This window comes from Paenibacillus sp. Dod16, assembly GCF_049893405.1.
Classification (GTDB): domain Bacteria; phylum Bacillota; class Bacilli; order Paenibacillales; family Paenibacillaceae; genus Paenibacillus_AQ.
The window spans coordinates 54,632-79,667 of the sequence record NZ_JBNDYG010000011.1 but is presented as its reverse complement, the minus strand read 5'-3'; the positions used below and the strand labels follow the sequence as shown (position 1 = coordinate 79,667).

Annotated in this window: 23 protein-coding genes; 14 read left to right on the top strand and 9 right to left on the bottom strand. The window is 51.2% G+C overall.

Annotation, left to right across the window (positions count from 1 at the left end):
* Window positions 1–68: 68 nt before the first annotated feature.
* Entirely contained in the window at window positions 69–461 is a 393-nt protein-coding gene (gene acpS, locus ACPV3A_RS11095) for a holo-ACP synthase (RefSeq protein WP_220686571.1), read from the top strand.
* A 29-nt stretch (window positions 462–490) separates the two neighbouring features.
* On the top strand, window positions 491–1,639 hold the full coding sequence (gene mutY / locus ACPV3A_RS11090; protein ID WP_426199573.1) for an A/G-specific adenine glycosylase: 1,149 nt from the start codon (window positions 491–493) through the stop codon (window positions 1,637–1,639).
* Window positions 1,640–1,764: 125 nt separating this feature from the next.
* Here mutY and ACPV3A_RS11085 read toward each other — a convergent pair whose 3' ends face one another.
* Window positions 1,765–2,373 carry a superoxide dismutase gene (locus ACPV3A_RS11085; RefSeq protein ID WP_326097347.1) on the bottom strand — a complete coding sequence of 203 codons (609 nt, stop codon included), beginning with the start codon at window positions 2,371–2,373 and terminating at the stop codon, window positions 1,765–1,767.
* Window positions 2,374–2,700: 327 nt separating this feature from the next.
* Between ACPV3A_RS11085 and ACPV3A_RS11080 the strand changes: the two genes are divergently transcribed.
* The 9 genes from ACPV3A_RS11080 (at window position 2,701) to folE (ending at window position 13,183) form a co-directional block, all read left to right on the top strand.
* Window positions 2,701–5,268, top strand: a complete 2,568-nt coding sequence (locus ACPV3A_RS11080; protein ID WP_426199571.1) for a hypothetical protein — start codon at window positions 2,701–2,703, stop codon at window positions 5,266–5,268.
* 27 nt (window positions 5,269–5,295) lie between these two features.
* The gene (locus tag ACPV3A_RS11075) at window positions 5,296–6,063 is read left to right on the top strand and encodes an ABC transporter ATP-binding protein (RefSeq protein ID WP_220686568.1); all 768 of its coding nucleotides are present in this window, start codon (window positions 5,296–5,298) and stop codon (window positions 6,061–6,063) included.
* Window positions 6,064–6,131: 68 nt separating this feature from the next.
* On the top strand, window positions 6,132–7,409 hold the full coding sequence (locus ACPV3A_RS11070) for an ABC transporter permease (protein ID WP_233354744.1): 1,278 nt from the start codon (window positions 6,132–6,134) through the stop codon (window positions 7,407–7,409).
* 33 nt (window positions 7,410–7,442) lie between these two features.
* A complete protein-coding gene (locus ACPV3A_RS11065) occupies window positions 7,443–8,531 on the top strand; it encodes an efflux RND transporter periplasmic adaptor subunit (protein ID WP_426199568.1) in 1,089 nt (362 codons plus the stop codon).
* A 439-nt stretch (window positions 8,532–8,970) separates the two neighbouring features.
* Window positions 8,971–9,393, top strand: a complete 423-nt coding sequence (locus ACPV3A_RS11060) for a GNAT family N-acetyltransferase (RefSeq protein WP_012819018.1) — start codon at window positions 8,971–8,973, stop codon at window positions 9,391–9,393.
* A gap of 205 nt (window positions 9,394–9,598) precedes the next feature.
* Complete coding sequence (gene lepB / locus ACPV3A_RS11055; protein ID WP_194540903.1) at window positions 9,599–10,201, top strand: signal peptidase I; 603 nt, start codon at window positions 9,599–9,601, stop codon at window positions 10,199–10,201.
* A gap of 43 nt (window positions 10,202–10,244) precedes the next feature.
* The gene (queG, locus tag ACPV3A_RS11050) at window positions 10,245–12,086 is read left to right on the top strand and encodes a tRNA epoxyqueuosine(34) reductase QueG (protein WP_260069321.1); all 1,842 of its coding nucleotides are present in this window, start codon (window positions 10,245–10,247) and stop codon (window positions 12,084–12,086) included.
* 142 nt (window positions 12,087–12,228) lie between these two features.
* A complete protein-coding gene (locus ACPV3A_RS11045; protein WP_426199564.1) occupies window positions 12,229–12,465 on the top strand; it encodes a YneF family protein in 237 nt (78 codons plus the stop codon).
* A 124-nt stretch (window positions 12,466–12,589) separates the two neighbouring features.
* A complete protein-coding gene (gene folE / locus ACPV3A_RS11040) occupies window positions 12,590–13,183 on the top strand; it encodes a GTP cyclohydrolase I FolE (protein ID WP_071220880.1) in 594 nt (197 codons plus the stop codon).
* 108 nt (window positions 13,184–13,291) lie between these two features.
* Here folE and ACPV3A_RS11035 read toward each other — a convergent pair whose 3' ends face one another.
* The 6 genes from ACPV3A_RS11035 to ACPV3A_RS11010 all read right to left on the bottom strand — a co-directional run bounded on the left by ACPV3A_RS11035 (window position 13,292) and on the right by ACPV3A_RS11010 (window position 18,291).
* Window positions 13,292–13,564 carry a hypothetical protein gene (locus ACPV3A_RS11035; protein WP_194540905.1) on the bottom strand — a complete coding sequence of 91 codons (273 nt, stop codon included), beginning with the start codon at window positions 13,562–13,564 and terminating at the stop codon, window positions 13,292–13,294.
* Between the two features lie 33 nt (window positions 13,565–13,597).
* A complete protein-coding gene (locus ACPV3A_RS11030; protein WP_426199561.1) occupies window positions 13,598–14,872 on the bottom strand; it encodes a lipase family protein in 1,275 nt (424 codons plus the stop codon).
* Window positions 14,873–14,943: 71 nt separating this feature from the next.
* A complete protein-coding gene (locus ACPV3A_RS11025) occupies window positions 14,944–15,222 on the bottom strand; it encodes a hypothetical protein (protein WP_071220877.1) in 279 nt (92 codons plus the stop codon).
* Between the two features lie 288 nt (window positions 15,223–15,510).
* The gene (locus ACPV3A_RS11020; RefSeq protein ID WP_426199559.1) at window positions 15,511–15,837 is read right to left on the bottom strand and encodes a hypothetical protein; all 327 of its coding nucleotides are present in this window, start codon (window positions 15,835–15,837) and stop codon (window positions 15,511–15,513) included.
* 152 nt (window positions 15,838–15,989) lie between these two features.
* The gene (locus ACPV3A_RS11015; protein ID WP_426199557.1) at window positions 15,990–17,165 is read right to left on the bottom strand and encodes a Fe-Mn family superoxide dismutase; all 1,176 of its coding nucleotides are present in this window, start codon (window positions 17,163–17,165) and stop codon (window positions 15,990–15,992) included.
* A 133-nt stretch (window positions 17,166–17,298) separates the two neighbouring features.
* A complete protein-coding gene (locus ACPV3A_RS11010; protein WP_194540909.1) occupies window positions 17,299–18,291 on the bottom strand; it encodes an alpha/beta fold hydrolase in 993 nt (330 codons plus the stop codon).
* Window positions 18,292–18,512: 221 nt separating this feature from the next.
* On the opposite strand from ACPV3A_RS11010, the gene ACPV3A_RS11005 reads away from it, so the two are divergent.
* The gene (locus tag ACPV3A_RS11005; RefSeq protein ID WP_426199554.1) at window positions 18,513–19,253 is read left to right on the top strand and encodes an IclR family transcriptional regulator; all 741 of its coding nucleotides are present in this window, start codon (window positions 18,513–18,515) and stop codon (window positions 19,251–19,253) included.
* Window positions 19,254–19,457: 204 nt separating this feature from the next.
* On the opposite strand, the gene ACPV3A_RS11000 is transcribed toward ACPV3A_RS11005, so the two are convergent.
* Together ACPV3A_RS11000 and acnA are read right to left on the bottom strand one after the other, a co-directional pair.
* Window positions 19,458–19,613: a hypothetical protein gene (locus ACPV3A_RS11000; RefSeq protein ID WP_194540911.1), complete on the bottom strand. Its 156-nt coding sequence runs from the start codon at window positions 19,611–19,613 to the stop codon at window positions 19,458–19,460.
* Window positions 19,614–19,797: 184 nt separating this feature from the next.
* Window positions 19,798–22,515 (bottom strand): aconitate hydratase AcnA, encoded by a 2,718-nt coding sequence (gene acnA, locus ACPV3A_RS10995; RefSeq protein WP_216532530.1) that lies wholly within the window; start codon window positions 22,513–22,515, stop codon window positions 19,798–19,800.
* A gap of 316 nt (window positions 22,516–22,831) precedes the next feature.
* On the opposite strand from acnA, the gene ACPV3A_RS10990 reads away from it, so the two are divergent.
* Window positions 22,832–23,854: an amidase domain-containing protein gene (locus tag ACPV3A_RS10990; protein ID WP_426199552.1), complete on the top strand. Its 1,023-nt coding sequence runs from the start codon at window positions 22,832–22,834 to the stop codon at window positions 23,852–23,854.
* 45 nt (window positions 23,855–23,899) lie between these two features.
* Window positions 23,900–24,994, top strand: a complete 1,095-nt coding sequence (locus ACPV3A_RS10985; RefSeq protein ID WP_071220871.1) for a D-alanine--D-alanine ligase — start codon at window positions 23,900–23,902, stop codon at window positions 24,992–24,994.
* The last annotated feature ends 42 nt before the right edge of the window (window positions 24,995–25,036 follow it).

Genomic DNA, 25,036 nt, shown 5'->3' with positions numbered 1-25,036 from the left:
TGATACAATAAGTAGGAGTATATTTTTTTGGACAGGAAGACTGGATCCATGAAGGAGAGCGGACGATTGTGATCTACGGAATCGGACATGACGTGCTGGACATGAAGCGAATGGAGATGTTAATGACAGGCCCGCATGGAGAGAGGTTCATGCAGCGCGTGCTTACGCAGGGCGAGCAGGTCATTGCCGCCGGCAAGGGGGCGAAACGCACGGAGTTTGTTGCCGGGCGCTTTGCTGCCAAAGAGGCGATATCCAAAGCCTTTGGCTCCGGAATCGGGGGTGTAATCGGGTTTCGTGACATCGAAGTGCTGCCGGGTGCTCTTGGCAGGCCTGAGGCACGTTTATCCCAGGAAGCCTGGGACCGCCTTGGAATGGAGGAGTCCGCCCATTATGCGATTCATTTGACGATTTCGCATCAGGCCACGCTGGCTTCCGCTTTTGCCGTGGTTGAGAAGATTTAAGTAAGGATAACGAAGGAGATTACTTATAGATGTATAACAAGGAACACAAACAATACTTCAGCCACGAGCTGCTGGATTGGTATGAGATCAACAAAAGGGATTTGCCATGGCGCAGGCACCGCGATCCCTACTATATATGGGTATCTGAAATTATGCTGCAGCAGACCCGGGTGGACACGGTAATTCCTTACTTCCACCGGTTTATCGAACGGTTTCCAACGATTCAGTCGCTTGCGGATGCGCCGGAGGACGATGTATTGAAATGCTGGGAGGGCCTCGGCTATTATTCCCGGGCACGCAACCTTCAGGCTGCCGCCAGGCAGGTGACAGAGCAGTATGGTGGCGTTATGCCGAGCGGCAAAGAAGAAGTGTCGGGACTTAAAGGCATTGGTCCATATACCTCGGGTGCCATTCGCAGCATCGCATTTAACATTCCTGCCGCAGCAGTGGACGGTAACGTCATGCGTGTGCTGTCCCGCTATTTTTTGATTGAAGAAGATATTATGAAGGTGAAAACCCGGACCAAGATGGAGGATCTGGTGCTGACGCTGGTTCCGGACGGGCGAGCATCGGATTTCACTCAGGCGCTGATGGAACTGGGGGCGTTGATCTGTACGCCGAAGTCTCCTAAATGTCTGGTATGTCCGGTGATGGAGCATTGTACAGCGCGGTTTGAGGGCAAAGAGGAGTCCCTTCCTATTAAGACGAAGGCCAAGCCGCCGCGTCCTGAATACCGCCTTACGGCGATTGTAGAGGGCACCGGCGTGCACGAAGGGAAGATTCTGATCCGTAAGCGTCCATCCACCGGTTTATTGGCAGGGATGTGGGAGCTGCCGCATGTAATTGTATCGACCGAAGGGAGCGGCGTACCGGCCGCGATGTCGGAGGAGACAACGATGAACCGATTGAGGGATGCCCTACTGGAAGAAGGGGTTCCGGTTCTGCCGATCGGCCATGTGATGGACGCTGAGCATACCTTTAGCCATATTCAATGGAATATGGGCGTGTACCGCTGTAAGTGGCACGAGGTTCCGCCGGCAGCCCTGCAAGCAGCAGAGAGTGCAGCGGCTTATGAGACAGGGGAGGAGAACTTTCGCTGGATTCACGTTCATGACATGGAACGTTACGCATTTCCGAATGTGTTCATTCGGATTCTGAACTCGTATTTCTCATCTTGAAGCCGAAAATCCCCTTGAAATGTAACAGCATGATATTGATATAAAAAGGCTGCTTTCGCGGTAGACAGGGTCTACAGCTGAAAGCAGCCTTTTTTGGTATGATATCGGTTTTTAGTTAAGCGATATTATTTCGCGTTATCGTAACGTTTGCCGACTTCTTCCCAGTTTACTACATTCCAGAATGCGGAAATGTAATCAGGGCGTTTGTTTTGATACTTCAGGTAGTAAGCATGCTCCCAAACGTCCAGGCCGAGGAGAGGAGTTTGACCATCCATGATCGGGCTGTCTTGGTTTGGTGTGCTGGTTACTGCCAGTTTGCCGTCTTTAACAACGAGCCAAGCCCAGCCGCTGCCAAAACGAGTTGTAGCCGCTTTTGCGAAATCTTCTTTGAATTTATCGAAACCGCCGAGCTCGCTGTTGATGGCATCAGCCAATGCGCCAGTCGGTTGTCCGCCGCCGTTTGGTCCGATAACTTCCCAGAACAGGGAGTGGTTAGCATGGCCGCCGCCGTTGTTGCGAACCGCTGTGCGGATGCTTTCCGGTACAGCGTCAAGGTTAGCGATTAGATCCTCAAGGGATTTGCCTTGAAGCTCAGGAGCGTTCTCAAGAGCAGCGTTCAAGTTGGTTACGTAGGTATTATGGTGGCGATCATGGTGGATCTCCATCGTTTGTGCGTCGATATGAGGCTCGAGCGCGTCGTTAGCGTAAGGAAGTGCTGGTAATTGAAATGCCATAGTAAAAACCTCCTGTAAATTTAGTTTTTGGTTATGATGAAAGGGTCTTCCTTCATCAGGAAGTCTTTATCATCCCGGAACAACGTAATATGTAATCCGGCTACACTACATATATTAAACCGTTTTGGGTGATTAAATCAACTTTTATGTTTGAAAAGTCGACAGAGGGCTAATTTCTTGCACGATGGAACGTTGTTTCAGCGCAATGAATATTAATGGAAAACTTTTCTTTGAAATTTGTCGTTATATATATAGTCTTGAACAAATCTATGATTAAACGTCGATATACAAGGGATATGTCGAGGTAGAAAGGGGTCGGTACATAACATGAATAGTACAAAGCTCAGAGTGGCTGCCATTCTGATGGCTGCCATTCTGGCTGCGGCACCGCAAGTGGAAGCTGCAGCATCTAAGACGCAGCCATCGCAAATCACGAAGTCGACTGCGCAGAAGGGTGCAGCGCTCGCCTGGAGCGTGAAACTTGGCAACAACGTCACGGCAAAGCTTGACCATGCCGACATATGGCAGCAAACCGGCACGAATGTGGCGGTATTTACACTGATTTATAAAAACGGAGGGAAAAGCGCAGCGCGCCTGGTATCTTATTTTCCCAAGGTGGTGCTTCCCGGCGGTTCCGTGACGGCAGCCAATCCCATTTCCAAGGATCTTACCAAGAAGAAGGTAGAACCCGGTCAAAGCCTGAGTGTAACCTACTATGCGAAGACCGATAGCAGCTCCTTGTCCGGCATGAAGCTGGTGATGGACGTATGGAATCCGCAGGTCAAAGGCTACCTGCAACGTGTCGGAACGTACAGGATGCCGGCCAACTATTCAGCCGCCGTACCATCCGGTTCGAGCTCCAAGCTGCAACTTGGCGGCAGTCCGGTTACCGTACAGGCTGAATCACTGGAGATCATCAAGTACGACGGGAAGGTCATCGCCAAAGTCGGGATGTATATGACGAACCATGGCGGAAAGGTATGGAATGACCGCGGGTTCGAACCGTATTTGGTGACGGGAAGTGGCAGTTCATTCCTTCTGCGTCATGAGGCAGGAGCCGAGGGTGTGCCTGTTCAGCCGAAAGAAAAGAAACTGGTTTATTACATAACAGAAGTTCCCTCCTATCTTAAAACGACCGGTTTGCGTTTCTTGTGGACCGAAAACGATGAAACGCTGAAGCTGTCGTTGCCGGTCGCATCCTTCAAGCTGCCTGCGGCAACAGCACCAAAGTGGGATGTCGCGGCTGGCGCGGCCAAGAAGTTGACCATCAAGGGCATTCCGGTCGATGCCAAAATCCGCCAGGCTTCGCTGCGCGCCGCCGGGGGACAGGGCATATGGAATATCGAGATGGCCTTCAAGAACAAAGGGAAAAAATCGGTGGAAATTCCGGCCTACGAGTATGCGATTAAAGCATCCGAAGGCTCCTTCCATCCTTACACTCCGGATAACAAGGCGGGTTTGACACTCCGTCCCGGGGAAGAGAAAACGATGGTGATGGAAATAACACTTCCGCTTGATCTCAAGCAGGACCGGTTGAAGCTGCAAATGATCGGGGCACCTGGCCCTGTCAGCTCATCCAATCCGCCGGCGAGCTCGGGCGAACCGGGCAGTGAGACGACCACCGAGGTCCAGGAGTCATTGACCCTGCCGATTGCATATTTTGCCATCCCTTACCAAACGGAACGCAAATCATCGATCGGCGTGGAGTACGACGCGCAGACGGCCAAAGGATTTGCGTACACGCTGGAATCCATGCAGCGTCTGCCATGGCAGGATCAGGATCTGATCGTTGCGAAGCTGCGTCTGCGGAATACCCAGGAATCCAAATCGCTGCCGCTGCCTGAGCTTAAAGTAAACGTCACAGCGGACGAAAAAACGACGCTGGCCGGTTCGGAGGTTATTGCGGAGGAGCAGGGTTCCCTGATTCCCCCGGGGTCATCAACCGAGGTATATGTCATGGCGCGAATCCCTTATACCAAGGATATCCGTTCGCTCCGCTTTGAGCTGTTTACGCAGCAGGATACAGCCAAAACGTCGTTCCTTACCATGACCACGTCCGGCATGACGCAGTCGATCAGCACCTTGGAGAAAGGGAAGCCGTATACGGTTACCGCGATTGGTAAGCGCGCAGAGGCGCAGGAACGGCGGACGGTCATCTATGAAGGCGTGGACTCCGATATTGTCTATTCCGAGTTCTTGCTGACCAGCAATGAACAGCGCCGCGTTCAAGCAGCAGTGCTGAAGGGGTATTTCCAAAGCACGGATGGCAAGATCTACGAAGCAGAAACCATTCAGCCGGAAGCCTCGCTTCAGCCGGGATCCAAGCAGTCGATCGTCTTTTGGGCCAGAGTGCCGAAGGGGGCTGCAAGCGAACTGGGGCTTGCTCTGGGTACGGCAATGACCGGAAGCAAGCTTGCGGAGACGGGTAAAGACGCTACCGGTGTCATGGGCGTGAAAAAATTGATGCTGAATCCGATCAGACCAGCCGTAAGCTCCGGACTGACGAACCTCGATTGGTATCCTTACCACGTTTCGGTTACGAAAGCGGTAGGACATCTGCAGGAGGGCAGTTCTTCCATTCCGCTGAATATCACGTTTGATGTAAAACGCAGCGAGAGCATCGTTGCGGCGGACTCCGGCCACAAGTTGATTTTAATCATCAAAGACAGCCTCGGACAGACACAAGAGCGTACGCTCACGCCAGGTACCGATATCCAGGTGCCGGGCACCCGGTCGGTGTCGATGGAGCTGTCGGATGAGCAATACAAAAAACTTCGCGGCGGTTGGTTTAACTTAACCCTGGTGGACGAATTCCAGAATGAGCGGATCACGCTCGGCAGCCAAAGCTACAATCTGATATTCACGCCTACTGCAGTTCCTGACGAGGAGAGTTAAATTAAGAACCGGAAAGGAATAGCGAACATGTTGCGTTTGGAAAATGTATCGCACAGCTTTAAGAACGGTAACGAAGTGTTAAAGGTGCTCCATAATATCCAGTTCGAAGTCCAGAAGGGAGAGATGATTGCCCTGCTGGGCAGTTCCGGGTCGGGCAAGTCCACGCTGCTCAACTTAATGGCAGGACTGATGAAGCCGACGGAAGGCCATATTTATATTGCCGATCAGGATATTGTCAAATACGGGGAAAACAAGCTTGCTGTCTTCCGGCGCAAGCATATCGGATTTATTTTTCAGGCCTATGAGCTGATCCCGACGCTCACGGTTCGGGAGAACGTGGAGCTTCCACTGGTCTTTCAATCCGTTTCTCCGTCCAAGCGCCGCAAGAAAGCGATGGAGCTGCTGGAGATGACGGGGATCGGCGATAAGGCTTCACTGTACCCGTCCCAGCTGTCAGGCGGACAGCAGCAGCGCGTCAGTATTGCGCGCTCGTTGATTACCGAGCCTTCCGTAATTTTTGCGGACGAGCCGACGGGGAACCTGGACACCAAGACGGAAGAGGAAATTATCCGAATTATGATGGCGCTGAATGAGTCCATGAAAACGACGTTTGTCATCGTTACCCATGAGATGGAAGTCGCTGCTCAAATGAAAAAAACGATTATGCTCCGTGACGGTTATTTGGTTCAGCCGGAAAACTATACAACCCCAGCAGCAGGACAACGGGGGCCAAACGCCCCTTCGTCCCTGTCTGGGGTCCCGGTTCATGCGGAGGAGGCAGGTGAGGTCAGCTGATAATTTTAGACAGCATACGGCTGGCATGGGGACAGATCAAACGCCGTAAAGTGGTGACAGCCCTGTGCATGACCGGTATTTCAATTGGATGCGCGGCTATTATCGTAGCGATCAGCATTGGCAACGGCGCCCAAAATTATTTGGAGACGGAAATTATAGGCGGCATGAAGCTTGACGAAATTACGGTGACTCCGCAGGGCTCAAGCGGGCAAGGGGAAGGCAGCGGCCCCGCGGTCGGAGCAGACCGTGGATTGCTGACAGATGATAAGGTTCAGGTGATTCAGGGCTTTGATCATGTCAAATCCGTTATAGCCACTAAGCAGCTCGGGTATTTTAGAGCCATTTCGTCCGACAACCTGATCAACGACGGCTTCAACGTGGTGGCCGTGGACCTGTCAAAGCTCAAAGAGCAGGGTAACAGGTTCAAGGAAGGCGGGCCGCTTGATCAGATCGGTGCTATGGTGCTCAATTACGGGGCAACAACCGGATGGAAGGATGCAGAGACGAGCGAAAGATTGATGAATATGATCAATACCGATCCCAACAATCCGAAGATATGGGAAGAATATCAGATGTATGAGAGCACCGTATCGGAAATGAACGGTAAAAATATTCAGCTGGAGCAGATGGACGGTGACAAGAAACAGCTTAGCCCGCAGCTTTATGTTGGAGGCGTGCTGGACGTGCCTACAGGGAGAGATGCCCAGTTTGCGATCTACGATCGTCAGGCCTATATTTCCTTTGATACGGCGGAATGGCTAACAAATAGTTTGAAACTGCAAAATGGGACAGCTTCGAAACAGCGGGTATACGATAGCCTAACCGTCAAAGTGGATGATCTGCAGCATATTAAACCGCTCGAGGAATTGATCTCAAAGCTTGCGCTTAATGCTAGCGACAATCTGGCTATGCGTGATCAGGTCGCTTCCCAATTGGATACATTCAAAGCGATCGCTCTCGGCATCGGCGTATTTATCCTGTTATTGGCCTCGATATCGATCATCGTAGCGATGACGATGTCTACGCATCAGCGCCGCAGACAAATCGGCATCATGAAGGTTCTGGGAGCGAATATGCCGCAAATCCGCAACATGTTCATCGTAGAAGCCAGCCTGCTCGGTTTGCTTGGCGGATTGCTTGGCATCGTATTCGCATTTTTGATCATCAAGGGACTAAATTCATTCATTATGGCTTCGGCGGGCATGTCTGGGCTGCAAATTGCGGTTACGCTGGAGACGCTGCCGATCGGCATTGCATTCGCCGTGATGACCGGAATCTTCTCGGGGATCTATCCGGCGATCAGTGCAGCAAGAACGAACGCACTTCTGGCCATCAAGCGGGATTAGGATAATGAGTTTCGGAAAGGAAGCTAAATCGGTATGATAAAAAAAATCATAAAATGGACGGTTATCGTTGCCGTGCTGGGCTTGGTGGGATATTGGGGATATGGACAGGTGAAACCGAAAGAACCCGAGATTCCCATGATGGAAGAGCCGCAGGTCATCTCATTTCCCGTAACCGAGGAAAGCATCGTCTCGACCGTGCAGGTCAAGGGAACGTCCGAATACGGGCGGGAGACCAATGTGTACGCACCTTTTGAAGCGAAAGTGGAGTCTTGGAACGTAGAGAACGGCCAGCAGATCAAGAAAGGCGATGCGCTTTTTAAATTGGAGCAAACGGCCATTCGCCAGCAGCTTCAGCAGAAGGAAGCCGAGCTGCAGAAGCGGAAGCTGGAGCAGGAGCTGAAGGAGTTCACGTTAAATCAGGACCTCGATAACGCCCCGGCGTTAGGAACGGAGGCCGAGCGCCTTAAAATGCTGGCAGACCAGGAAAATGCTCGGCTGAGCAGTCAGCTGAACGAGGTTACCAACGATATTGAACGCCAGACGCTGGCCGACTTGAATGACAGGCTGAAGAAAGCTACATACCTATCACCTGCAACAGGCCTGTTTCTGTTCGATCCGACGCAGCAGCGGCCGCAATCGGTGACGGCGAACCAGTATATCGGCAAAATCGTCGACCTGGATTCTCTTCGATTAGTGGCATATGTCGGGGAAAACGATATATTCAGCATTAAGCAGGACATGGCGGTTGAAGTAAAGCTGCCGTCCATCAAGGATCTAAAGCTGAAGGGAAAGGTGCTGGAAGTGGCCAAATTTGCCGAGACGACGGCTCAGGAGAAGCAAACCTCCCAGACGCCACAGTTTAAGGTGATCATCTCGCTGCCGAAGGAAGATCGTTTGATCGGCGGGCTGACGCTGAACGGAGATATTGTAACCAAACGAAAAGATAAGGCGGTTGTGGTTCCTAAACTTGCCGTTATGACGGACGGAGGCACCTCCTACGTCATGGTGGACAAGGGAGGCGGCCAGATTGAACGGCAGGATATCGAGACCGGCTTGCAAACGCTGGATAAAGTCGAGGTTGTGTCAGGGCTGAAAGTGGGCGACACCGTCGTTCTCCAGTAAATATCATGAACGAAAACACAGCGTTGCTCAAAGGCATATAGCCTAGAGAACGCTGTTGTTTTTTTTACTTGCCTATATCAACGGCAGGACTGGGAAAGTCCGGTTATTTTATTAAAATATAGATCTCAATCAGAAAGAAAAGGATTGGAAATTCATGGGTGTGATTTTAACAGTGAGCTAATGGTTTAACAGCAGGAAACAAACCTGTTATTCAACAAAAATATGGAATATTATCCAGCTAAAAAGATGAAAACGCTTCATATAAAGCGCTTTCAGAAGAAAACTCGTGAATTTACGAGAAAGATGTGGTTTAATGGACAAGGAAAGAGGATTTTCGGGTTTTTTGTAGTAATATAAATGTCAGGTTTGCGTTAACGGAATACTAGATTTTTGTAAACCGGGTAAACCGCATCATGCTAACGAAAAGGGAGATTTTGAAATGCATGTTCGTTCCTTTCAGTTGAGTGACTGTAACCCCGTAACCGAGCTTCTGCAGATTGCTTTATCGGAAGAATGCTACGAAAACACGATGGAGCCCTTCTCCAGACAGCTTGCTTGGGACTCCGATCTGATTATGGTGGCTGAAGAAAACGGTGAAATCGTTGGTGCCTTAATCGGTACGATCGAACGCAATCATGGTTGTTATTACCGCATTGCCATTCATCCCGACTACCGCAGAAAAGGGATTGGCAAAGCATTGATTTCGGCAATGGAACAGCGTTTTCAATCACGGAAAGTCAGTCGGATCATGGTAGCCGGAGACGAGCACAACGCCGCAGCCATGCCATTTTATGAAGCTATGGGATACGGTGCCAGCCAAATCCTGCGGTCGTTCCAGAAGCTCAGTATCCTTGGTCAATAGTAGTCATGACGAGAGCGGTACATACGAGCGGGCGCAAACGGCGGCCTTAAGCTTCGACAGAGATAAGAAACGACATTTTTTCGATATGAAGCATATCTTTCAGCCGTTGCAAATGGGTGGGAGATATGCTTTTCTATTAATGTACCTTTTTTGAAGGTGCCGCCTTTGATACCCGAAGGCGAAATCGAAGTAAAGTAGGTGTAGCATGGGACAAGTGATTTCTCCGGATTCAACTGAGCAGGGCGAGAACAACGGACCTCAGAATCAACCTGGCAAGAAGAACAGCTGGGCTGCCGAGCTTTGGGATTGGGTAAAGACGATTGCGATTGCATTTGTTATTATGGTGCTTCTAAATATGTTTGTGTTCAACCTTTCTATGGTTAAAGGTGAATCTATGCAGCCGACACTGGTAGCATCGGAGCGGCTGTTTATTAATAAAGTGGTATATCGCTTTGCCGAACCGAGCCATGGCGATGTCATTGTGCTTAAGGACCCGAGCGATGGCCCGGATAAGAAGGAGTTTCTTGTAAAGCGTGTCGTTGGCGTACCTGGGGACACCATTGAGGTAAAGGACCAGAAGCTGTACGTAAACGGAGTTGCACAGCAGGAAGGATATACCGATGTCCCGATCGAGGACCCGGGCTTTGAGCCCATAACCCTGGAAGAGGGCCGCTACTTCGTTATGGGAGATAACCGCCATCTTGGAAAGAGCAAGGACAGCCGCATGTTCGGCAGCGTGAAGGAAAGCGACATCGTGGGCAGGGCTGAATTTATTTTCTGGCCGTTGTCCGAGATCAAAAAGCTGTAGCTGAAAAGACAGAACATCATCCCAGGAAAGGAGGCGCTGGAGAATGACCTACACACTCGGCTCGTATGCTCCTCCGCCTTCGGTATGGGAGGAGCTTAAGCAGGAGCTTAAGACCGTTGCACCGGAGCTTGGCATTGATGATATCGGCTTTGCTTCGGCGGAGCCGTTCGAATCCTTGAAGGGAATATTGCAAAACCATCGGGATAAAGGGTATGAGTCGGGCTTTGAGGAGTCCGATCTGGATAAGCGGGTTACTCCGGCCCTTCCCGGTACGAAGCCGAAGTCCCTGATCGCCATTGCAATAACGTACCACTCCAAGATGGAGAACCCGCCTAAATCAGAGCCTGGCAAGTACAGGGGGATTATGGCGCGGTCTGCATGGGGAAGGGATTATCATCAGGTTCTCCGCGAGGCCATGAGCCGCCTGGAGGAATACATTAAAGAACGCGTGCCGGATGCGAAGCTTGAAAGTATGGTGGACACGGGCGCGCTTGTTGACCGGGCGGTTTCGCAGCGAGCGGGGATTGGTTTTAGCGCTAAGAACTGCGCCATCATCTCTCCGAAGTTCGGTTCCTGGATATTCCTCGGCGAAATGGTAACCAATATTCCGTTTCCGCCGGATACGCCGGTAACCGAGGACTGCGGGGAGTGCACCAAGTGCATTGACGCTTGCCCAACCGGCGCGCTTGTCGGTCCCGGGCAGCTGAATGCCCAGCGCTGCGTTTCTTTTCTAACCCAGACCAAAGGGTTTCTGGACGAAGAAGCCATGCGCAAGATCGGTAACCGGCTGTACGGCTGTGATACCTGTCAAATTGTTTGTCCGAAGAACCGGGGCAAGAATTGGACTCATCAAGAGGACTTTAAGCCCGATCCTGAAAAAGCCAAGCCGCTGCTCCTGCCCATCCTGGATATGACCAACCGGGAATTCAAGGAGGCATTTGGAGATACTTCGGCCGCTTGGCGCGGCCGAAAGCCGATTCAGCGCAATGCTGTCATCGCGCTTGGCAACTTTAAAGATATTTCAGCCGTACCGAAGCTGAGCGAGGTACTGCTGAAAGACCCGCGTCCGGAGCTGCGGGGAACCGCTGCATGGGCTCTGGGCCGTATTGGAGGCGAAGAAGCGTTGAACAACTTAGAGAAAAGCATGAAATCAGAAGGGGATTCCCAAGTACGAGATATGCTGCAGCAAGCCTTGAATAAACTGAATACACCGAGTGAGAAAGAAGCGCCTGCCGGAGCTGCGGCTGATGCTTCTTCCGCTGGCACTCCTGCTGCGGGTTCCTCTAATGGGGACAAACCGGAACAGGAGAGTCCTGTTATTCAGGGAGTTGAGCCGATGGCCATCCCTGAAGGAGGACCGGAAATGCTGTATTACGATGAACTTCAATCTCCGATTGGACCGCTGACGGTCTGCGCAACGGAGAAGGGATTATGTCTTATTGAATTTGGCAGCTTCTATGTGAAGGAAGCGGTCATCCAGCAGTGGTCACGGACCTGGGCCGGTAACGGCGGCTACCAGCGTGACGAGGCAAGGTTAGCTCCTGCGATCACGCAGTTGAAGCAGTATTTTGCAGGGGAGCTAAAGGCGTTCGACGTACAGCTGGACATGCGCGGAACCTCATTCCAATTGCAGGTGTGGGAAGCGCTGAAGTCCATTCCTTATGGAACGGTGTGTTCCTATAAGGATGTAGCCGAATCCATCGGGCGTCCTAAAGCGGTTCGTGCCGTAGGCGGAGCGAACAACAAGAACCCGGTCCCGATCATCGTGCCATGTCATCGTGTGGTAGGTGCTGACGGAGCTCTCATCGGATATGCCGGCGGGCCGGAGATCAAACGCACTCTGTTAACAATTGAAGGAGCTATGCCAGGCCGAAAAGGGTCGTAAAGGATACAATATGCATGACTAGGGCCGCTTGCTGCCATGTATCCGTTATTTTCATTTGCTGTGGCGAAAAGGACATGCTATGATAGGTTCGTATATGCGCCATTAAATGGTAAATATTAGTATAGTAGAAGGTGGTCAAGTGATGGAAATAGTCATTCCGATTATTACATTGATCGTGGGTCTGGTTGGCGGATTTTTTATCGGCGTATTTTATCTCCGCAAGCAATTGGAGAAGATGCAGAACGATCCGCAAATGCTGCAGAAGATGGCAAAACAAATGGGCTATAACATGAACAGCAAGCAAATGCAGCGCGCACAGCAAATGATGAAAAATCAGCCTATGCCGGGTAAAGGGCAAGGCCGTAAACGCAAATCATAATGAAAAAAAGCCCGCTCCCGTCTAAATGAAATGACGGAGGGGCATTTCTATTTAAAAAGGCCGCTAACAGCGGCTATAAGTTAACCGTTTGCTTTTTCTATGGAACGAAAAAGGGGGATGTACCGTGGCGGGTGTAAAGGATTATGTGAACAATAAAGTAGGCGATAACCGGGAGCAGATCGAGTATCATGTTGAGCAAATATTGAAACTGATCGGTGAAGATCCCCAGCGTGAGGGACTCCTTGAGACACCGGCCCGTGTAACGCGGATGTATGAGGAGATCTTTGCGGGATACGAAGTGGATCCCAAGGATGTCCTCGGGGTTACCTTTGACGAGAATCATGAGGAATTGGTTATCGTGAAGGATATCGTATATTACAGCCAGTGCGAGCATCATATGGCGCCGTTCTTTGGCAAAGTCCATATCGGTTATGTCCCTAGCGGCAAAATCGCCGGTTTGAGCAAGCTGGCGCGTCTGGTAGAGGCGGTTACCCGCCGTCTTCAGGTGCAGGAGCGCATCACCTCGCAGATCGCTGACATTATGGTGGAGGCGCTGCAGCCAAACGGCGTGATGGTCGTTGTGGAAGGCGAGCATCTGTGCATGTGCGCGCGCGGTGTGAAGAAGCCGGGCAGCAAAACGGTCACGTCAGCTGTACGCGGTACCTTCCAGAGTGATTCTGCACAGCGTTCAGAATTTCTGTCTTTGATTAAAGACTAAGCAGGATCCAGACAATTGCAAAAGGCTTCGCCCACGGAGGCGAAGCCTTTTTTTGTGCTCAGCAACGAATGTGAGCTCATATGTTAATCGATGCAAGGCAAGGGCTTCTTAAGAGGCCCCATCCACTTGTTTCATATACTGCACATATTGGATGAGTGCTTGTTTTTGCTCCTCGATATCCCGGATGCGGCGGGACATCTCCATGAAGAAGGTTTCAATCTGATCGCGCAGCACATTGGCGGATTGTCCCTTCCAATCCTGCAGACGGGCGTACATGACCCGTGCCTCCTGTTCGTCGGCCCGAATGGCTGCCAGCAGTCCTGACAGCTCGCGTTCGGCCTGAAGCAAATCATCCAGCTCCAGCAGAATCTCTCGACTCATCTCCATCCCTCCCGGTAGTTTTCGTATTGATGTTTACCCGCTGTTGTCTGTTCGTTCAAATAAATCCGCTTTGAATTTAATATACTGAACGATGTCGGTGGTATGCTGCAGATGCCATTGACTCATCGACATGATGGATGTATCCAGCTGCTGGACAATCGGCTGCAGACGTCTGCTGTGGCTGGAGAACATGTATTTGGAGAGACGCTGCCGGATTCCTTGGATTTCGGCATCCCTTTGATGGGCGTGTGCTCTCCATTTCTCGGCTACGCTTCGCAGCTCGGCAGGGGTTACCTGGATGGTACCGGAGGAGCCTCCTGCGGAGCCGCCCAGGGCTCCCAGCGAGCCGCCCAAACCTAAGCCCAAATTGCTCAGCGGTCCGCCAAGACCAAACAAGAGATTGCCGTGAGAAGGGATTCTGGGCGAATCGACGGCTTTATCGGTAGAGCCGTCATAAAGACGGTTCGAAATGTAGCCATCCTCGAATCGATAGCGGTCAAGCTGATGATAATTGGGGCCGCCCAGTGTATTATCAATTTTTTCTTTTATACTGAGGCCGTCATTGGCGTCTTTATAACTGGAGTCTATGTAATAGGTAGAACCGACATGGCCATCGAAGCCGCCGAGCGCGCCGCTGGCAATAATGTCGCCTGGATGGGCGAAATTAATGATTTGGGAATCGAATTCCCCGTTCTCTGCCTTTCTTCTGGCTTCAGGGGAGAGGCTACCGATGACCGACGGAGCACTGAAGGTGACAGCCGACATGCCCGTATAGGCGGCAGCATATTGCGCGTTGGCTCCCCCTAGGGAGTGACCCGTGAGGGTGAAATCAACACCCTTGTATTTCTCCTTCATTTCCAGCGCATAATCCTCGGCTTGATACAACTGGTTGGTTCCCAATATATCCGTTTTTTTATCGATCTGCCGCGATTGTTCACCGAACCAATCCGTGACATCGTTAATCCCCGTGGCTTCTTTGACTTTGTCTACATGGTCCGCCCAAGGTGGCCGAAATTCCGGGATTTTTCTTTTGATCTCTTCAATACCAATGTCCGCATCGGCCAAATAATCGGGGAGAGCATGGGATAAGTCTTTCCCTGCCTCGGTGCCCCGGTAAGCGATAACGGCCTGATTCGTTTCCTTGTTGTAAAAAGTTACCGCATCAAAGCCTGATATGCTGTTGCTCTTATAGTCCTCAAGGACTTCCCACCCAGGCAAGTCCTCAACGGTATCTTCTTTTTTCAGATCGAGATAAGCCGCTTCTGACATCAATCGGTACGTCTCGTCATCCACTTGCGGTGAACTCAAATATACTCCCTCCTTAACATGACTCAGCAGGATCAGAACCTTTAGTTACAGCCAAAAGGCAGCACAACCCATCACTCGCCCTTAATCGCTTTTCTGAGCTCCGGGTTCATTACGAAATTAGATGTCTCGCCTGTGTTGAAATCAACGGATATTTTAAAGGTTTGTTCCGGATGATCTACTACAAACCCTTCAAGGTTGACCTTGTCCGCTACAATAGAAGGCATCATCTCTTCTTTGGTAATCTCGACATCCAAGTTGTATTTCTCTTTAAAATGCTCAACGGCTGTGGTCTTAGCCTTCGTTATGACTTCGTCCGAGCTGTCGTCTGTATTGGCTTGGTTATTGTTCACTGGCTGGCATCCTCCAACAATTAAAATGATAAGCACAAAAGCAAAAATGAAAACACGTGATTTGAACCTACTGTTCACACTGACCCATCCCTTCAGTGGTGATGTTCTGCTCTTACAGGCATGCTGAATCTTGCAGTACTAGTTTGGAACGCAGCGTTTCTCTTCGTTTCGCCTTAGGCAATGTAGAAGTGGCGCACCAAGCTTACTGTCATATCATAATCCAGCATATGGTAGCGTTCAACCGAATAAATAACCAGATATGTAGTAAAAAAGACCTAACAACTCGGGTTATTCCTTAGTTTTAATAATCTTGTCCAATTCTGGACTCATGACCAAGTGCCCGGTTTCAAGGGTCTTGTAGTTTACAGATAAATTGAAAGTCTGATCGGGATGCCCTATGACAAAACCTCCAACATCAATTTCATCGGCGACATATGTAGGTAATTTATTTTGGCTCGTTATTTGGACCTCCAGATCGTACGTTTCCTTAAAGTATTGAATCGCAGCATTGCTTGCTGCAACGATGGATTCATTGCCATGGCGATTGTCATTGTTGATGGAAGACGGATGGCCGCATCCTACGGATACAAAAAAAAGGATGAGTAAGGTAAGCAATCCCGACCCCTTTATCCAATGTGCTCCAGTGTACAGAGAATCACCCCTTTGAATAAGGATAAGCCCTCCTTAAGCTCCATAATGAAGTAAGGAGGGCTATAGACATCATACCCAATATTAACCAATGTGAAGCAACCCAGCAAGGCTTTAAATTAAAAAGGCTTCCATTTCAGCTCACTGGCATGCTTGAAGCGCTCCGCAACCGCTGGCCAGTAGACCACGTTCCACCAATCCTTGATGTAATCCTTGCGTTTACTTTGATGTTTGAGGTAGTAGGCGTGCTCCCATACATCCAGTGCCAGAAGAGGTACGACGTCCCACTGGGAGAGGTTCTGATGCTTCTCGGCTTGCAGAATTTCCAGTCGATGGCTGCGCGGACTCCAGACGAGGATCGCCCAGCCGCCGCCTTCCACTTTGTCTGCAGCTTCGGAGAAGTGCTTTTTAAAGCGATCGAAGCTTCCGAAATCCTTCTTGATCTGCTGGGCAAGCTCCCCGCCCGGTTCGCCACCACCCTGCGGGTTCATAATGTCCCAGAAGATCGTGTGCAAATAGTGGCCGGCACCGTGAAAAGCCAGCTCGCGTTCCCAATGCTTCACCAGCTCGAAATCGCCGCTTTTTCTGGCCGCCTCCAGTTTTTTCTCCGCTTTGTTTAAACCGTCGACGTAGCTTTGGTGATGGATATCGTGATGAATCCGCATGGTTTTCTCGTCGATATGAGGCTCCAGCGCATTATATGCGTAAGGCAGCGGAGGAAGGCGATGTCCACCAATCGGTACGGCCTTGCCGCTGTCTCCCATGCCTTGAATGGACAGATCAGCCTCAGAGCGAGATGGCGGTGGGGAGGAGGCCTCGTGAAGCGTCATGGATTGCACCGGCATCTCCACATCCATAAATCTCTCCAGCGCTCCAGCGGAGTTGAGCGTCTCCAGCGCGTTCAGGAAGTATTCGGACTCCCGAATCACATGGTGCAGCACCGTGCTGGCGAGCGGCACTTTCCGAACAGCCTCACTATGCTCCTTCAAGCCATGCAGTTGGCGGATGAACTCTCTGGATTGCTCGCAGGAAGCGCGCAGCAGCTGTTCGACCTGAGCCAGCACCTGCGGCGAAGGAGGCCCGTCATAACGAAGAATGTGGCGCAGAAGTTCGTCTGCTGCTTTTTCCGTGTCGGAGAACACCACGGCCCATTGATCCAGCATTTTGACATAGTCCGGCTCCAGCTCCGGCACAACGGCTTTGATAAGGCCAGTATGCTTCCTTTCCTGATGTTTCCAATAGCGGATCTCTTCGAGTAATCGTACCGGGAGCCTCGCTCCGTAAATAAATAACATGTCCATTCCCTCCAGTATCAGGTTCACTAAACACACTATATTCACGTGACGGCCTGTATTATGAGGGGGAAATAAAAATACCCCCGCCGCATCAAAGCAGCAGGGGGAAGTGGATCGTATGATCAATAAAGCATCAGGATTCATCCGGTGTTTCGAGTTTTCCTAGAAAGGTGGATACTCTGCGCAGATATTCTTTAGGGTGCTCACGGAAGATAAGCTCATGATGCGCATCCTCTACAATCCAGGAATCCGAATCCGTATGGGTTTGGTTGGAAGCAATCTTCTCGGCGATCGGGTAAGGTGCCTTGTCGTCTTTCGTTCCGTGAATGAACAAGGTCGGGAACGGATAATCGTGCTTCTTCACCTCATTGTACGGGATCTGATCCAGGCTGGTGCCATTGAGCACCGGGAAGAGCAGCTCCAGAATCTCCAGGGACGGATGACGAGGAAGATTGATCTGGTTGTGAATGTTGTGGTAAAGCGTGTCCGGCTCCAATAAAAAGGCGCTGTCCAGAATCATGGCATCTACATCCTTGGTCTCAAGCCCTGCCTGCAGCGCCGTACCGGCACCCATGGAGAAGCCCCAGACGACAATTTGCTTAGCGCCGCGCTGCTTCACATGTTCAATGGCCCCGAGAAGCTGGCGTTTCTCTTCCTTGCCCCCGGTTGCCACTTCCTTGCTGGTCTGTGAGGCAAAACCGTAATCAAACATCAGCACATTAAAATTCATGTTGTGCGCGTAATGGGCGATATCGTACATCGGTACCCAGGTTTCCTCCCGGTTAGCGCCGTATCCGTGGCTGAGCACGATGGTTTTGGAGGAGTTCTCGGCCGGGATATACCATCCATTTATATTTCGTTTGCCGTCAATGGAGTGGAACGTGATATTCTCGTAATTCATATCTTTAGCAAGCTTGGGATTGGAGTAGAGCGGAGCAACCGTCGGATTCGACAAAACCCATGCAATATAGGCATGAAGCGCAATAAAACAGAAAACAAGGAAAAAAACGACAGATAATAACAACGCTAATATAATATGCTTTAAACGAACCAAGCCTGTCGACAGCTCGGCTGGCGTGTCATTTAATTGGGAGAGTGGGGCATTACTACCAGTCGTTGTGCTCATAAGTGGCCCCTCCTTACCATATAGTCTGGATTTGTTTCGTTAACATGAAAGAGTTGAAATTATAATAATCGTATGCCCGGATGCCTATAAAGTCAATGCAAATCCATAGATTGTAAGACAACTGTAAAGTCCCTGTCTCGATGGTTTACTTTTGAGAAGAATTCTCATATAATTCTTGTAACCAGGTTTCATAGAATGAAACAGGAGAGGAGCTGGTCGGGATGGAAGACCGTAAATTGACGGTGCGTGCTGTAGAGCGGGCGCTTGATATATTGATGTGTTTTACGAAAGACAGTGAACTTGCCCTCACAGAGATTTCTACCCTTATCGGATTACATAAAAGTACCGTTCATCGGCTGCTAACAACGCTGGAAGACAAAGGATTCGTTGTGCGTAACAAAGAGACGGAGAAATATCGGCTCGGCTTGAAGATATGGGAGCTGTCCATGCATCTGTCTCAAAGCGACGACCCGGCGATTCGCCTTCTGCCCGCGATGGAGGCCTTACGGGATCAGCTTGGGGAAACGGTGAGCTTGTATTTAAGAGACGGTTCGGATCGTCTTCGGATTCAAGCGGTTCAGAGCAACCAGGGCATTCGGCGGGTCGCCCAGGTCGGAGTGCGACTTCCGTTGTCGGTTGGCGCATCCAGCAAGGTACTGGTGGCCTTTGCGCCACCGGCCGATCAGGAGGAGCTGCTGAATGCGCCGGATTGGCCGAAATCTGTCGACCGGATCGTTTACCGGCAGCAGCTGGCCGAAATACTGGAGAAGGGATACGCGATCAGCATCGAAGAGCGCGAGCCTGGAGCCGCTGCGGTATCGGTACCCATCTTTGACCGGAATGGTCAAGTGGCGGCAGCACTGTCGATGTCAGGGCCAGTCACCCGCCTGTCAGCGGAAACGCTTCGCGAACATGCGCCAATCCTGATGGAGGCGGCACGGGAAATGGGAATGATGATTTAATTCATTCTATTGCGAGAGTGCGGACAGCATCACTATAAGTTATTGAATGACCGGGCGGCCCCATGTGATACAGCTGCCTGGTCATTTTTTATGCGGGGAACGAGCGTTCGATAACGAGCAAAAAGACCTTACCCATGATCTTGGTGATCGTAGGAACGGTCCTTTTTGCCGTGACGGCATCGCTATGTAACAGGCAAGGCCAGCTTAAGTCAGCTTCGTGTTCTTTTCCTTCATTTTCTGATTAAGGATCTCTTGAAAGGTGAGGGCTTTATCCGTCGTTTCGTCCTTCTTAGGCGCTGCCACCGGCTGCGGCCGTTGGTATTGATATTGGAACGAAGCTAACGTATGTATTTTGATCATAGGTACTTTCCTCCTGGGATGGATTTTCCGGAAATGCTTTTTTACCAATTAACCTTATTGGCGTCATCCGAAACGGAAAATCCAATATTCAGGAAAAAAGTACCGAAAAATAACAAAATCCCCATCATCCATAAGCGGATGATGGGGATTTGTTCCTAAGGCTAAAGCGCCTGTAGGGTGTGTCTTATTGGTTCGATGCGATCATTTGACGCAGTACCGTTTGGAGGATACCTCCATTATGGTAGTAGTCCACGTCCACCATGCTGTCGAGGCGGGCGATAGCTTGGAACTCGAATTGGGTTCCGTCTTCACGCGTAACGACAACGGTCAATTCCTGGCCTGGCTTCACATCGTTGCTGAGGCCCAGGATATCGAATGTCTCGCGGCCGTTCAGACCAAGGCTCTTCCAGCCATGACCTTCCTGGAACTGGAGCGGAAGAACGCCCATGCCTACAAGGTTGGAGCGGTGAATACGCTCGAAGCTTTCAGCCAGCACGGCTTTGACGCCGAGGAGATACGTACCTTTTGCCGCCCAGTCACGGGAGCTTCCTGTACCGTATTCTTTACCGGCGATAACGACGAGGTTCTGTCCGCCTGCTTGATAATTCATCGAAGCATCATAGATGGACATCACTTCTTCCGTTGGCAGGTAAGTCGTAACGCCGCCTTCCGTGCCTGGAGCTACCTGGTTACGGATCCGGATGTTAGCGAAGGTACCGCGCATCATGACTTCGTGGTTACCACGGCGGGAGCCGTAGGAGTTGAAGTCTTTGCGTTCAACGTTGCGGTCACTCAGATATTTACCGGCCGGGCTGTTCGTTGCAATGTTACCCGCTGGGGAGATATGGTCCGTTGTAACGGAATCGCCCAAGAGAGCAAGCACGCGCGCTTCCTTGATGTCCTGGATGTCGTTCAGGCCGTTGCCCAGGCCTTCAAAGAATGGCGGGTTCTGGATGTAAGTGGATTGATCGTCCCACTCGTACAGCTCGCCTTCAGGAACAGGAATCTTGTTCCAACGCTCATTGGCGGTAAACACATTCTCGTACTTCTCACGGAAAGCGTCAGGGCTAACGGCTTGACCGATCGCTTCACGGATTTCCGCACTCGTTGGCCAGATGTCTTTCAGATAGACAGGCTCATTGTTCGGATCGTAGCCGATCGGTTCGTTCTGCAGGTCGATGTTCACTGTGCCTGCCAGAGCGTAAGCAACAACCAATGGCGGCGAAGCCAGGTAGTTGGCTTTGACTTGAGCATGCACGCGGCCTTCAAAGTTACGGTTACCCGACAATACGGCGGCTACCGTCATGTCGTTGTCGGCAATCGCTTCGCTCACTTCATCCGGCAATGGACCGGAGTTACCGATACAAGTTGCGCAGCCATAGCCTGCAACATAGAAGCCGAGAGCTTCAAGGTAGTGCAAGAGACCGGACTTCTCGAGGTAGTCGGTTACGACAAGGGAACCTGGGGTCAAGCTGCTCTTCACATAGCCAGGCTTCGTCAGGCCGCGTTCAACGGCTTTCTTCGCCAGGAGACCTGCGCCGAGCATAACGCTTGGGTTGGACGTGTTCGTACAGCTGGTGATGGCTGCGATAACAACCGCACCCGTTCCCATTTCACTGGTAGAGCCGTCTTTATGATTGACTTTAACGGTTTCCGCAATTTTCTCATCGCTGAGGCCGTATCCGCCTTTGTCGATTGGCGTACGGATGATATCGTTAAAGTTCTGTTTCATGTTGGTAAGCTCGATACGGTCTTGCGGACGCTTCGGTCCAGCCAAGCTCGGTACAACCGAAGCGAGATCCAATTCGATCACATCGGAGAACTCAGGGTCCGGCGTATCTGCCGTACGGAACATGTTTTGCGCTTTATAGTAGCTCTCCACGAGCTCAACCTGCTCATCGGTACGGCCCGTATTCCGGAGATAAGCCAAGGTTTCGCTATCAACCGGGAAGAAGCCGATGGTAGCGCCGTATTCCGGAGCCATGTTGGCAACCGTTGCGCGGTCAGCCAGGCTGATGTTAGCAAGACCAGGACCGTAGAATTCTACGAATTTGCCTACAACGCCTTTCTTGCGGAGAAGCTCGGTTACTGTGAGGGCAAGGTCGGTCGCTGTTGCGCCTTCCGCCAGGCTGCCCGTCAGCTTGAAGCCGATAACTTCTGGTGTTACAAAATACAGCGGTTGGCCAAGCATGCCGGCTTCCGCCTCGATACCGCCTACGCCCCAGCCTACAACGCCAAGACCGTTGATCATGGTTGTATGGGAGTCCGTACCTACGAGGGAATCAGGGAAGACCAGCGTTTCGCCGTCAACCGTCTTCGTAGCCGCTACGGAAGCAAGGTATTCCAGGTTAACCTGGTGAACGATCCCCGTTCCCGGAGGAACTGCACGGAAGTTGTTGAATGCCGTTTGAGCCCAGCGGAGGAAGCGGTAACGCTCTTCGTTACGCTCAAATTCAAGCTTCATATTCGTTTCCAGAGCTTGATCGGTACCAAAAGCGTCAACCATGACGGAGTGGTCGATAACGAGGTCAACCGGAACGAGAGGGTTGATCTGTTTAGGGTCGCCGCCGGATTTTTTAACGGTGTCACGCATAGCCGCAAGGTCTACGACAACCGGAACACCGGTGAAGTCCTGCAATACGATACGGGCAGGAATGAACGGAATTTCCTTGTTGTTGTCGCGTCCTTCATTCCACTTGGACAAGAGTTTTACATGATCTTCGGTAATTGCGCGTCCGTCGAATTGACGCACGGCTGCTTCCAGCAGCACCCGAATGGAGAAAGGAAGCTTGGATACACTGCCGTATCCTTGCTCTTCGAGAGCCTGCAGGCTGAAATAACGGTAACTTTTACCGCCCACCTCTAGGTTGCGGGAGATGGAGAATTGATCCTTTGCTGGCATTGATGAACCTCCTTAAGTCATTTCATAAATCGAATAAAGACAGTTTGAGATAAATCCTCTTTCGTTTCACTAGGTGAAACCTAATTTCATAAATTAACTACTTTAAGTATACCGTTTTCAACTCGCTGCGTAAAGCATTTTTTATAGAAGAAACGTATTTCAAAAAGGTGAAAACAAGCCTGTTTTTTACCCGAATACAGTCGCTGTGATCCCGGTGTTTCTGTATTCTCTTGGCCGAAGTACATAGCCCGAACATTTTCTTCATATAGTTGTGATAGGGAACAGCGTGAAAGGCAAGGTTAGAGGAGGAGAGTAGATGAACAGTCTGAAGCAAGCAGAGAAGCCTTGGAAGCAAGCTCTATATATTTACGTCAATCAATATAACCAAAATCGCGTGGACTATTCTTCAGGCCTGAAAGAGCAGATTGTAGCGGATCTGAATTTCCTGGTAGAGAGAGGAGAAAGGCAGTTTCGGCTGCAGTCGTGGTATGCGCAGCGGGAGGCAACGCCGCTTAAGAGCGAGACTCGTGCCCGCCTCCTGCGCATTCTGAGGGAGACGGAGGATGATGTGGTCGCGGACGTGCGGCTTCACAGCGTATTTTATTATGAAAAAAGAGGGATGACGCACCGGGAGGATACGGTTTTTAAAGAGCGGCTGACGCTGATCCGGGACGGGGATGCCTGGTTGATCGTAGGCATCGAACGTCTGCAGGATGAACGCCATCCCCTGCAAAGAGCCGATGCTCCGGCAGCAAGCCCGGATGTGGCTGGTAGAGAGCCGTCGACTCCATTTATGAACGGACGCGTATACGCCGCCGGCAGCAGCCCGCGGTCCGGCCGTTACGAGCGTGAAGCCGCAGCTGCATATGCCGACCGTTGGTGGGATTCCGGGAATCCGGAGTTTGAGGAATTTGACGTGGATTGCACGAATTATATCTCCCAGTGCCTCTTTGCAGGCAAAGCCCCAATCCACTATACTGGTAAAAGAGAAACGGGATGGTGGTACAAGGGGTACGTAAACCAACGGGAATGGTGGAGCTACAGCTGGGCGGTATCAAACAGCTTTGCGCATTATTTGAATGCCAGTGCCTCGGGGCTGCGGGCCGAGCGGGTGGAGCGTCCCGAGCAGCTGATGCTGGGGGATGTCATCGTATACGACTGGGATGGTGACGGCGCGTTTCAGCACAGCACCATCGTGACGGCGTTTGACGCGGGCGGTATGCCGCTCGTTAATGCACATACGGTGTCCAGCCGCCATCGCTATTGGGACTACCGGGATTCCTACGCTTGGAATGATAACACCGAATACCGGTTTTACCATATCCCCGATTATTTTTAAGATGACAGCATGTCGTGCTGCAATACGGACAAGAGAGAGGTTAACATGGGACAGGATAAATTGACGGTAGGTTTAGTATACGGGGGGAAATCCGGCGAGCATGAGGTGTCGCTATCCACGGCATTCGCGGTCATGAACGCTTTTGATTTTGATAAATATGAGATTGTTCCGTTTTATATTTCCAAGCAGGGTAGCTGGAGAATCGGCAGCAAGCTGTCGGCTCCTTTTGCCCAGCTCGAGGAATTGAAGCTGGCTGAAGGGGAAGGCACGCAAACCGCGCTGAACGCCGTATTCAGCAGACTGTATGGACAAGAGAGTCAGGCGGTGGATATTATGTTCCCGCTGCTTCACGGGACGTTCGGTGAGGACGGAACGATTCAGGGACTGTTCGAAATGGCGGACATTCCTTATGTGGGAACCGGCGTGCTTGCGTCGGCAGCGGGGATGGATAAAGTCGTCATGAAGAAGCTCTTCGCCCAAGCGGGATTGCCGCAATGCGAGTACTGTTATTTCAATCGTACCCAGTGGGAGCGGAGTCAGCATGAAGTGCTGAAGGATATCGAGGACAAACTCGGATACCCGAGCTTCGTCAAGCCGGCTAACCTGGGTTCAAGCGTCGGGATATCCAAGGCTAAGAACCGGGAGCAGCTTAAGGCGGCGATCGAATCCGCGCTCCGGTTCGATGACAAGATCATCGTAGAAGAGTTCGTGGATGCACGCGAAGTGGAGGTCAGCGTGCTCGGCAATGATGAGCCGATGGCATCCGTTCCGGGTGAAATTGTCTCTTCCAGTGAATACTACGACTATGCGGCCAAATATACGGATGGACAATCACAGATGCAAATTCCGGCCGAAATCGAACCGGACACGGCTGATCGTCTCCGCGACCTCGCCATTACCGCGTTCAAAGCGATTGAAGGCGGCGGCATTACTCGGGCCGACTTCTTTGTCCGCCGTTCGGACGGCGCGATTCTGATCAATGAAGTGAACACGATGCCTGGCTTTACGCCGTTCAGCATGTACCCGCTCTTGTGGCGGGAAACGGGCGTGTCCTACCGCGAGCTGCTTGACCGGATGATCGAGCTGGGTCTTGAGCGGTACAACCGCAAGCAATCCCTGATTTATGAGAACCAGGCGTAAGCCGTCACAATAGGATATGAAACACCAGGGGGAGTCCGCGCT

Bases quoted from the DNA above. Each gene is read 5' to 3' on its own strand.
- queG (WP_260069321.1), top strand. From the start codon at position 10,245: ATGACCTACACACTCGGCTCGTATGCTCCTCCGCCTTCGGTATGGGAG.
- lepB (WP_194540903.1), top strand. From the start codon at position 9,599: ATGGGACAAGTGATTTCTCCGGATTCAACTGAGCAGGGCGAGAACAAC.
- ACPV3A_RS11070 (WP_233354744.1), top strand. From the start codon at position 6,132: ATGACCGGTATTTCAATTGGATGCGCGGCTATTATCGTAGCGATCAGC.
- ACPV3A_RS11035 (WP_194540905.1), bottom strand. From the start codon at position 13,564: ATGAGTCGAGAGATTCTGCTGGAGCTGGATGATTTGCTTCAGGCCGAA.
- ACPV3A_RS11065 (WP_426199568.1), top strand. From the start codon at position 7,443: ATGATAAAAAAAATCATAAAATGGACGGTTATCGTTGCCGTGCTGGGC.
- mutY (WP_426199573.1), top strand. From the start codon at position 491: ATGTATAACAAGGAACACAAACAATACTTCAGCCACGAGCTGCTGGAT.
- ACPV3A_RS11075 (WP_220686568.1), top strand. From the start codon at position 5,296: ATGTTGCGTTTGGAAAATGTATCGCACAGCTTTAAGAACGGTAACGAA.
- ACPV3A_RS11010 (WP_194540909.1), bottom strand. From the start codon at position 18,291: ATGAGCACAACGACTGGTAGTAATGCCCCACTCTCCCAATTAAATGAC.
- ACPV3A_RS11015 (WP_426199557.1), bottom strand. From the start codon at position 17,165: ATGTTATTTATTTACGGAGCGAGGCTCCCGGTACGATTACTCGAAGAG.
- ACPV3A_RS11080 (WP_426199571.1), top strand. From the start codon at position 2,701: ATGAATAGTACAAAGCTCAGAGTGGCTGCCATTCTGATGGCTGCCATT.
- acnA (WP_216532530.1), bottom strand. From the start codon at position 22,515: ATGCCAGCAAAGGATCAATTCTCCATCTCCCGCAACCTAGAGGTGGGC.
- ACPV3A_RS11005 (WP_426199554.1), top strand. From the start codon at position 18,513: ATGGAAGACCGTAAATTGACGGTGCGTGCTGTAGAGCGGGCGCTTGAT.
- ACPV3A_RS10985 (WP_071220871.1), top strand. From the start codon at position 23,900: ATGGGACAGGATAAATTGACGGTAGGTTTAGTATACGGGGGGAAATCC.
- ACPV3A_RS11060 (WP_012819018.1), top strand. From the start codon at position 8,971: ATGCATGTTCGTTCCTTTCAGTTGAGTGACTGTAACCCCGTAACCGAG.
- ACPV3A_RS11000 (WP_194540911.1), bottom strand. From the start codon at position 19,613: ATGATCAAAATACATACGTTAGCTTCGTTCCAATATCAATACCAACGG.
- ACPV3A_RS11085 (WP_326097347.1), bottom strand. From the start codon at position 2,373: ATGGCATTTCAATTACCAGCACTTCCTTACGCTAACGACGCGCTCGAG.
- ACPV3A_RS10990 (WP_426199552.1), top strand. From the start codon at position 22,832: ATGAACAGTCTGAAGCAAGCAGAGAAGCCTTGGAAGCAAGCTCTATAT.
- ACPV3A_RS11045 (WP_426199564.1), top strand. From the start codon at position 12,229: ATGGAAATAGTCATTCCGATTATTACATTGATCGTGGGTCTGGTTGGC.